Genomic DNA, 8,808 nt, shown 5'->3' on the forward strand with positions numbered 1-8,808 from the left:
AGACACAATGGAAGTGAGATTTCAAAATAGTCCAAATGAGACTAAGCAGATGGATACCAAACAACTCAGAGAAAATTTTTTAATTGAGGACCTGACCCAAAAAGATAAGCTTAAACTGGTTTACAGTCATTATGACCGTGTAATCGTAGGCGGTGTGTCGCCGGTGGATCAGACAGTGGAGCTACCCAATGAACCGGAGTTGAAAGCCGCCTATTTTTTAGAACGCAGGGAACTGGGTGTTGTGAATCTGGGGGGACCAGGCACCATTCAGGCCGGAGATCAGCATTTTGATCTGGAAAAACTGGATTGTCTGTATGTGGGACTGCATACTGAAAAAGTAAGCTTCGCTTCTAAGGATAAGGCTAATCCGGCTATTTTTTATATGCTGAGTTCGCCGGCACATAAAGAGTATCCGACTACACATTTTGCCAAAAAGGATGCTTTTCCAACCGAAACCGGTAGTCTGGAAACTTCCAATAAAAGAACCATATATCGCTACATTCATGCCGATGGCATCAAAAGCTGTCAGCTGGTCATGGGGCTGACGATTCTGGATACCGGCAGTGTCTGGAATACCATGCCTGCTCATACGCACACCAGAAGAATGGAAGCTTATTTCTATTTTGACGTACCCAAGGATCAGCGTGTCATACATCTGATGGGGGAACCATCAGAAACACGTCACCTGGTGGTGAATAATAATGAAGCGATTTTGTCTGCCCCCTGGTCTGTTCACGCTGGCTGCGGCACCTCAAATTATGGATTTGTATGGGGTATGGCAGGAGAGAACTACACGTATTCCGATATGGATATGGTGGATATCGCTGATTTAAAATAGAACCCGTTATTTAAAATTGCCCGTTATTAATAAAACTAAGTGAACAATGCGTAAAATATTGTTTGGAAGTGCTGTACTGATCTCTCTGATGAGTTGCGCCGCTAACAGCGATGCCCAGCACGGTGCAGGCCTTACACTGAAAAATACGACGGCCATTGACCGGCCTGAACAGGTGGTTTCCCTTTCCAGAAAACTGCTGGAAGCAAAGGCTGGCCCCTTAGCCAATAATTACCTGCAATTTTCAGCAGATAAAAAGCCGCTCCAGGCTCAATTTGAAGATCTGAATGGAGACGGAAAATGGGATGAAGTCCTGCTTTGTTGCCCGATAAAGGCTTCCGCCTCCGTTCAGGTCTCCTTTGAAAAGAGTGCCGAACCGTCCGGCTCTGGTATGCCGGCACTGGCCCATGCCAGGATGAAGCTTAAAAACGAGGACCAAAGTTTCGGTGAAAACATGGATAAGTTAGAAATGCCTTATCAGAATCCCCCCACGGATTTTTCTAAGCATGCTTTGCCGCCTTATCTGACCGAAGGACCCGGCTGGGAAAATGATAAAGTGGCTTTCCGGCTTTATTTTGATACCCGAAACAACAAGGATATCTATGGAAAAAGAATCCCCGGGATGGTGATGGACTCTGTAGGTGCTAACCCTAAAAACAGTTATCATAAACTGGCCCCATGGGGTATGGATATCTTAAAAGTGGGTACCTCGCTGGGAGCCGGCGCCCTGGCTTTCAGCTACCGGCTGCCGGACGGGAAAGATACCTTAGTCCGATTAGGCGGTAATGATATTAAAGGGGAAACCTATCAGTTGTTAAGTGATGGTCCGCTGCAGGCTAGTTTTCTGATGACTTATCCCTGGCAGCTGGCAGGCAATCCGGTAACCGTTACGGAAAAAATCACCATTACGGCCGGTCAGTACAGTTATACCAGCGATATTGCTGTTCAGGGAGAGGGGCTGCCTAAAGACCTGAAAGTAAACATGGGTATTGCTGATTTTTATACCAATCAGATGGACTCAGTGGTAACTTCAAAGTCCAAAGCCGTCTATAGCTTTGGTCAGCAGTCTGAAAACCATGATAATCTGGGAATGGCTGTCATCAGTGATCATCCTGCACTGGCAAGCATCTGGCAGATTAAAGAAAAGCCTTTACCCATCTCAGATATTACCAGCAGTTATTTGATGGAATTGCCCATCAGCAGTGACCACCCGGTTCAGTTCAGGTTCTACGCTGGCTGGGGACTGTCGGATCCTGCCTTTAATAGTCAGTCGGGCTTTAAAGAGATGCTGGAAAGAGCCATGGAGCTGGAATCGAATCCTGTTATAATTGATTAGTATTTAACATCCTAACCTATTCATACAAAAATTGGTGCAATGAAACATTTATTATTAAGTTCATTATTACTATTTATGGTAACCGTAGTTGCTTTTGGCCAGTCAAAGGCCACAGAGTCTGTAAAACAGACCATTACCAAATTTAATAAGGCCATGGTGGAGGCCGATGGAACTACCTTATATGCCATGACTTATCCTGAGTTAAGCTATGGTCATTCATCGGGTGTCATTCAGAACCAAAAAGAATTTGTGGAGGGGATAACCTCGGGGCGTTCTGATTTCCAGACGATTGACCTTTCAGAGCAGACCATTACCGTAAAGGGAAAGACCGCCACGGTAAGGCATATCCTGTCCGCAAAAACCTTTGATAATAAGGTGGCGGGCCAGGTCCGCCTGGAAATCCTGTTAGTCTGGGTCAAAAAACACGGCAGGTGGAAATTACTGGCCAGACAGGCCGTTAAACCGGCGTCCTGAACCAGGGCCCTGGTTTAGGTAAACGTCAGTAGTAGAAAAGGAGATAAAATTGAAGATTCCATTTAATTTTATCTCCTTTTCTACTACTGTATATCAATTTTTTAGATGGATTTGTCAGGCCGGATACGAACAGTAGCGGGAAGCTGCTGCCATGGCCGTACAGTCGCTTTCCTCAGGAATCTTTTAACGGTGTTTGGTGGGTTACTTCGTTTGGCTTTGCGGATTAAGTTGTAATTTTGCATTTCTAAATCCTGGTTACCATTCGTTCAGTAGGGTGATTTTACCACAGAGCTGCCGGGTAACTGGAAAGGAACCAATATTTATGCTAAGTACGATACAAGCAGCAATAGATGATATTAAGGCAGGTAAGCTGGTGATTGTAGTAGATGATGAAGACCGGGAAAATGAAGGAGACTTTATTACGGCTGCAGCCAATATTACACCTGAGATTATAAATTTTATGAGCAAGGTAGGCCGTGGTCTGATCTGTGCTCCGGTGACGGAAGACATTGCAGACAAACTGGAACTAACATTGATGGTCCCTAAAAATACGGCCTTGCATGAAACGCCCTTTACCGTCAGTATTGATCTGCTGGGGCACGGCTGCACTACAGGGATCAGTGCGCATGACCGGGCAAAGACCATCCAGATGATGGTGGATGACAATGCCCGACCGGAAGATTTTGGCCGTCCGGGTCATATTTTCCCTTTAAGAGCTAAGGATGGGGGGGTACTCAGACGTACCGGCCATACGGAAGCCGCAGTAGATCTGGCCAGACTGGCCGGCTTTAAACCTGCCGGTGTGCTGGTAGAAATCATGAATGAAGATGGAACGATGGCCAGACTTCCGGAATTGGAAGAGATTGCCAAACAGTATGATTTAAAGATTATTACTATTAAAGATCTGATTGAATACAGATTACAACAAGCCGATACGCTGATTGAAGAAGTGGTGCGGGTTCATATGCCGACTAAATACGGAGACTTTGAACTGGTCGCTTTTAAAGAAAAGCACAATGCGGCTGAACACCTGGCACTGATAAAAGGCAAATGGAATCCTGGGGATGCAGTGCTGACCCGGGTGCATTCCAGCTGTGTGACAGGCGATATTTTAGGCAGTCTTAGATGTGATTGCGGAGATCAGCTGCATCAGGCCATGCGTATGGTGGAAAAAGAAGGTACCGGCATGGTGCTCTATATGAACCAGGAAGGTAGAGGAATTGGCCTGATCAATAAACTCAGAGCTTATAAATTGCAGGAGGAAGGACTGGATACGGTGGAAGCTAATTTAAAACTGGGCTTTAAGGCGGATCAGCGAGATTACGGAGTGGGCGCCCAGATTTTAAGACACCTGGGTGCTACCAGGCTTCGTCTGATGAGCAATAATCCGACGAAAAGAGCCGGGCTATTGGGATATGGAATTGAGATTGTGGAGGTTGTGGCTATTGAAGCAGCACCCAATAAGCACAATGAAAAGTATCTTCAGACGAAAAGAGATAAAATGGGACATGATATTTTAAAATAATTTTTAGCGGGTTATAGCGGATCGGCATCTGACAGTCAAATGGTTAGATGCCGATTTTTTTATTCGGGCACCGGGAAATATGTTTTTAAAAATAAACTTTCAGAAAATATTGAAAGTTCAAAAAGTTTTATATCTTTGTGTCATGGAAATACAAACAGCAAGAACGACATTCATTGAGACCTGGGGCAATCTGGGCAGTTCCTGGGGGATTAACCGGTCCGTAGCACAGATACAGGCTTATCTGTTGTTGGCCCCAGGTCCTGTATCCACGGATGAGCTCATGGAGCATTTACAGATTTCCAGAGGAAATACGAATATGAGTCTCAGACAACTGATGGATTTTGGGGTGGTTTATAAAAAAAACGTCCCCGGTGAACGAAAGGAATTCTTTATCCATGAGAAGGATATCTGGAAATGGGCACCCAAGATTATGGCCATCAGAAAGCAAAGAGAATTGAATCCCGTACTGGAAGTACTCACGGAATTAAAGGAGTTCAGCCCTGCTACCTTAGGGGAGGAGCCAAAGTCGCCCGAAGCAATGGAGCTGGAAAATACCTTTGTGGAACAGGTAAATTCCATTCAGGGCTTCAGTGCGAAGGTGAGTAAGGTGGCTGATAAGCTCTGCAGTCCCAAGTCAGAGATGCTGCTGAAACTCTTTAAATTATTTGCCTGATTTTACAACATTCAAATCGCCGCCATGAACTACGTAATTTGTCTGTATATCCTGTATCTGTTGATAGTGTCAGGGGTAGTCGGTTGGGCCGGATGGCAGCTCTACCTGGCAGGGAGGCCTTTTGTTCGGGTAATTTTATACGTAGATAATCAAAAGGCGGACTGGATCAACGCTTTATTGCTTACGGGATATTATCTGGTATGTACGGGTTATAGTTTTATGGTACTAAGCAGTCTGCCAGCTGTGGCAAGTCTGCCGGCCATGATAACGGCACTTTCCATTTGGGTAGGAAGGTTAGTGCTTATATTATCCCTACTGCATAACATCAATATGCTGGTTTTCTCTTTATGGAAAAAATTCCATAATGTCTAAATAGGTTTTTACCAGGATTTTCTAATTTATTTTTCACTTTTAAATTTTTAAAGTCATGAGTCAGATTAGTGTCTTATGGGCTTATGTAATCTATTTGCCCGTTGCCATCTGGTTAACCCTCTATGTCACAGGGAAACTTTTTGATAATGCCATCGTATTGTATGATGGATATTTTCCACGGCCGAAAGGAAATGGCTGTGGCGACCAATCAGCTCTTTAAAATCGGATTTTATCTGATCAATATGGGCTTTGCACTCTATATACTGCGTATCGATAAAGAGATGCTGACGGCACAGTCTACTTTTGAGGTGCTTAGCATGAAAATTGGGGGCTTTAGTATTTATCTGGGGATAATGCTTCTGATTAATCTGTACCTCTTTTTCAGAGGTAAGAAAGCCGCGAAAAAAGGCGGAGCGTCTGTTCCGGAGCGTCTGGATACGAATGTAAAGGCAGTTGTCCCTCCACCCGTGATGCCCCGCTGATTGCGGACGGGAAGAAGTTGCCGGTCAGGACGAATAAATGAACAACCCTGGCTGATTCACTGAGCCGTTAAGGCCTTTTTCAAGAATTGAATAAGATAAAACAAGCAAAGATGCATACACCAGTAACAGATGCCGCTGGAAATAATCAGCGGCATGATCAGGGGCTTCCGGTAAAAAAGATTGTTCTTGCAGGAGGCAAAGGGTTTATCGGTTCCTATCTTAGAATTTTTTATGAAAAGATGGGCTATCAGGTCATTATGCTGACCCGTCATCCGGATCCGCAACAGGTAGCTGAGGCCGGCAGCGGATATAAAGAAATTGCCTGGTCGGATGAGAAAGGGCGCTTAAGCGCACTGGATGGAGCAGATCTTGTGGTAAACCTGGCGGGTAAGTCTGTTAATTGCCGTTATACCCAAAAGAATAAGGCAGAGATTTTCCGCTCCAGATTGGAAAGTACCCGTTTACTGGGAGAAACAATCCTAGCCTGCCAGCGGCCCCCGGCTGTATGGGTGAATAGCAGTACGGCTACCATATACCGCCATGCAGAGGACAGTAAAATGACGGAAGCAGATGGACAAACCGGAATGGGATTCTCGGTGGAAGTAGCAAAAGCCTGGGAGCAAGCCTTTTTTAGTTTTCAGTTACCCGCCACCCGGCAGGCGGCCTTGCGCATCAGCATTGTGCTGGGCCCGGGTGGCGGCGCACTGCCTCCCTATATAAATCTGGTAAGGTATGGCGCCGGCGGCAGGCAGGGGAGCGGGCGTCAGCGGTTTAGCTGGATACACATCGAAGACCTTGCAAGGGCGGTACATTTTATTGAAAAAGAAGGGCTTACAGGGGTGTTTAATCTGGCCAGCCCCCATGCGGTGGTCAATAAAGATTTTATGGGCCAGTTAAGGGCAGCAGTCAATCAGATGGAGGGGTTTTCTCTCGGCAGGATTATGGCGCTGCCCACACCGACACCCTTATTAAAACTGGGCGCCGGTCTGATCGGCACTTCCAGTGAACTGCTGTTGAAAAGCCGTTGGGTTTTTCCGGAAAACCTGCTGAAAAGTGGCTTTGTCTTTCACTATCCTGAATTAAAGGGCGCGCTTCAACAGATACTGTATGGCAGGCAGTAAATCCCCGGATTCTATAAATGCCTGAACCGCTTCCATTACAAAGCCGGCAAAGATAAATTGGCTGGTTTTTGGCCCGCCAAATGGGCAAAATGCCTTAATTTCGCGATTATATTTTTAGAAAATAAACATAATCAAATTCTATGGCATACGACTTAATAGTAATCGGAAGTGGTCCTGGCGGTTATCCGGCAGCTATCCGTGCTTCTCAGCTGGGTTTAAAAGTAGCAATCATCGAAAAAGAACTGCTGGGGGGCATCTGCCTGAATTGGGGATGTATCCCTACCAAGGCACTGCTGAAGAGTGCGCAAGTTAATAATTACTTCAAACATGCGGATGCATACGGTTTGAAAGCAGAGAAAATTGAAGCTGATTTTGCAGCCATCATTAAGCGTAGCCGTGGCGTTGCGGACAAAATGTCTAAAGGCGTTCAGTTTTTGATGAAAAAATATAAAATAGAGGTCATTATGGGTACCGCTACGCTGAAATCCAAAACACAGATAGAGGTAGTGGCTGCAGATGGCAGCAAACAGACCCTGGATGCCACCAATATTATCATCGCTACCGGAGGCAGAAGCCGCGTGTTGCCCAATGTGCCTCAGGACGGTAAAAAGATCATCGGTTACAGAGAAGCCCTTGTTTTACCGGAGCAGCCCAAGTCGATGGTTATTATCGGCAGCGGCGCCATCGGTACCGAGTTTGCCTATTTCTACAACAGCGTAGGTACTAAAGTGACCGTCGTTGAATTTGCAGACAGAGTGGTTCCTGTTGAAGATGCAGATGTCTCTAAAGAACTTGAAAAACAGTTTAAAAAACAGGGTATTGATATTTATACCAGCGCCAGCGTTGAGTCTGTCGATACCTCCGGTGCCGGAACGGTTTCAACCGTAAAGAAAAAAGACGGTTCCACATTTACCATCGAGGCTGATATCGTGCTGAGCGCCGCAGGCGTGGTGGCAAACGTTGAAAACATCGGTCTGGAAACCTTAGGCGTTAAAGTTGAAAAAGGTAAGATTATCGTTGATAAATACCAGCAAACAAATGTTGCGGGTGTTTATGCTATCGGTGACTGTACCCCGCATCAGGCCCTGGCCCACAAAGCCGGTAAGGAAGGTATTAATGCCGCAGAACATATTGCCTATATTGCCAAAAAAACAGAACATCAGCCTGAAGGAATTGACTATGGCAATGTCCCGGGTTGTACGTACTGTCAACCGGAGATATCTTCTGTAGGGATGACCGAAGCACAGGCCAAAGAAGCAGGTTATGAGCTGAAAGTAGGTAAATTCCCTTTCATTGCCTCTGGTAAGGCCACTGCAGCGGGTGCTACGGAAGGCTTTATTAAAGTAATCTATGATGCCAAATACGGTGAGTTACTGGGTGCCCATATGATTGGCATGAACGTGACAGATATGATTGCTGAAGCAGTCGTTGCCCGTAAACTGGAAACAACGGCTCATGAAATCTTAAATGCGATCCACCCGCACCCGACCATGAGCGAGGGCTTTAAAGAAGCCACGGCAGTGGCTTATGGCGAGCAGACAGATCTGTAGAACTTGTAAAACTGAAGCAGGCTGTAAAGTCGGTTAAGTATATAAAAAAGAGAATCCCCGGACATCCATCAGGACAGCCGGGGATTCTCTTTTCTTATTAAACAACGGTAATTTGGGTGTTCCTGAAAAGCTGTAATAGTTATCCCCATTGAGTTTCAGGGTGTGGATTATAATAAAATTGCCCTGCTTTGGCACAAAAAGTGTTCAAAGTAGGGCATAACTTTTTTTATAATCCATGACAAATCTACTTTTTTTTCACGAGACTCTACTGGATGAGCATTTTAGCCAAACAGATTTAGGAATTCTTTATAAAGCCATCCCTTTTGAGCAGTTATCCGCTACTATTCCGAGTCCCCGAGGTCTGGTTACTGGCCAGGGACGCAAGAGCTGGTTTGATGTCAGGGGAGGTATTGGACTGATGATCCTTAAGCACGTTATGG

Annotated in this window: 10 protein-coding genes; all 10 read left to right on the forward strand. The window is 45.6% G+C overall.

Annotated features, from left to right (window positions below; genetic code table 11):
• Positions 1 to 7 precede the first annotated feature (7 nt).
• Positions 8 to 838 (forward strand): 5-dehydro-4-deoxy-D-glucuronate isomerase, encoded by an 831-nt coding sequence (gene kduI / locus BLU80_RS09715; RefSeq protein ID WP_091397300.1) that lies wholly within the window; start codon positions 8 to 10, stop codon positions 836 to 838.
• 46 nt (positions 839 to 884) lie between these two features.
• Positions 885 to 2,171 carry a DUF4861 family protein gene (locus tag BLU80_RS09720; protein WP_091397303.1) on the forward strand — a complete coding sequence of 429 codons (1,287 nt, stop codon included), beginning with the start codon at positions 885 to 887 and terminating at the stop codon, positions 2,169 to 2,171.
• Positions 2,172 to 2,210: 39 nt separating this feature from the next.
• A complete protein-coding gene (locus BLU80_RS09725) occupies positions 2,211 to 2,645 on the forward strand; it encodes a nuclear transport factor 2 family protein (RefSeq protein WP_091397305.1) in 435 nt (144 codons plus the stop codon).
• A 322-nt stretch (positions 2,646 to 2,967) separates the two neighbouring features.
• Positions 2,968 to 4,170, forward strand: a complete 1,203-nt coding sequence (locus tag BLU80_RS09730) for a bifunctional 3,4-dihydroxy-2-butanone-4-phosphate synthase/GTP cyclohydrolase II (protein ID WP_091397308.1) — start codon at positions 2,968 to 2,970, stop codon at positions 4,168 to 4,170.
• A gap of 142 nt (positions 4,171 to 4,312) precedes the next feature.
• A complete protein-coding gene (locus BLU80_RS09735) occupies positions 4,313 to 4,843 on the forward strand; it encodes a GbsR/MarR family transcriptional regulator (protein ID WP_091397309.1) in 531 nt (176 codons plus the stop codon).
• A 24-nt stretch (positions 4,844 to 4,867) separates the two neighbouring features.
• Positions 4,868 to 5,215 (forward strand): hypothetical protein, encoded by a 348-nt coding sequence (locus tag BLU80_RS09740; protein ID WP_091397312.1) that lies wholly within the window; start codon positions 4,868 to 4,870, stop codon positions 5,213 to 5,215.
• A gap of 161 nt (positions 5,216 to 5,376) precedes the next feature.
• On the forward strand, positions 5,377 to 5,697 hold the full coding sequence (locus BLU80_RS09745) for a hypothetical protein (RefSeq protein WP_211481804.1): 321 nt from the start codon (positions 5,377 to 5,379) through the stop codon (positions 5,695 to 5,697).
• Positions 5,698 to 5,807: 110 nt separating this feature from the next.
• Positions 5,808 to 6,818, forward strand: coding sequence for a TIGR01777 family oxidoreductase (locus tag BLU80_RS09750; protein WP_091397313.1), 1,011 nt, complete (start codon positions 5,808 to 5,810; stop codon positions 6,816 to 6,818).
• Positions 6,819 to 6,958: 140 nt separating this feature from the next.
• A complete protein-coding gene (gene lpdA, locus BLU80_RS09755; RefSeq protein ID WP_091397316.1) occupies positions 6,959 to 8,368 on the forward strand; it encodes a dihydrolipoyl dehydrogenase in 1,410 nt (469 codons plus the stop codon).
• A gap of 235 nt (positions 8,369 to 8,603) precedes the next feature.
• A partial coding sequence (locus BLU80_RS09760; RefSeq protein WP_139188122.1) for a hypothetical protein occupies positions 8,604 to 8,808 on the forward strand: 205 nt, incomplete at its 3' end.

Origin of the sequence: Arachidicoccus rhizosphaerae, assembly GCF_900107765.1 — a bacterium.
GTDB lineage: Bacteria > Bacteroidota > Bacteroidia > Chitinophagales > Chitinophagaceae > Arachidicoccus > Arachidicoccus rhizosphaerae.

Excerpts from the sequence above, each read along its gene's own strand:
- BLU80_RS09730 (WP_091397308.1), top strand. The coding sequence starts at position 2,968 with ATGCTAAGTACGATACAAGCAGCAATAGATGATATTAAGGCAGGTAAG.
- lpdA (WP_091397316.1), top strand. The coding sequence starts at position 6,959 with ATGGCATACGACTTAATAGTAATCGGAAGTGGTCCTGGCGGTTATCCG.
- BLU80_RS09745 (WP_211481804.1), top strand. The coding sequence starts at position 5,377 with ATGATGGATATTTTCCACGGCCGAAAGGAAATGGCTGTGGCGACCAAT.
- BLU80_RS09720 (WP_091397303.1), top strand. The coding sequence starts at position 885 with ATGCGTAAAATATTGTTTGGAAGTGCTGTACTGATCTCTCTGATGAGT.
- BLU80_RS09740 (WP_091397312.1), top strand. The coding sequence starts at position 4,868 with ATGAACTACGTAATTTGTCTGTATATCCTGTATCTGTTGATAGTGTCA.
- kduI (WP_091397300.1), top strand. The coding sequence starts at position 8 with ATGGAAGTGAGATTTCAAAATAGTCCAAATGAGACTAAGCAGATGGAT.
- BLU80_RS09750 (WP_091397313.1), top strand. The coding sequence starts at position 5,808 with ATGCATACACCAGTAACAGATGCCGCTGGAAATAATCAGCGGCATGAT.
- BLU80_RS09725 (WP_091397305.1), top strand. The coding sequence starts at position 2,211 with ATGAAACATTTATTATTAAGTTCATTATTACTATTTATGGTAACCGTA.
- BLU80_RS09735 (WP_091397309.1), top strand. The coding sequence starts at position 4,313 with ATGGAAATACAAACAGCAAGAACGACATTCATTGAGACCTGGGGCAAT.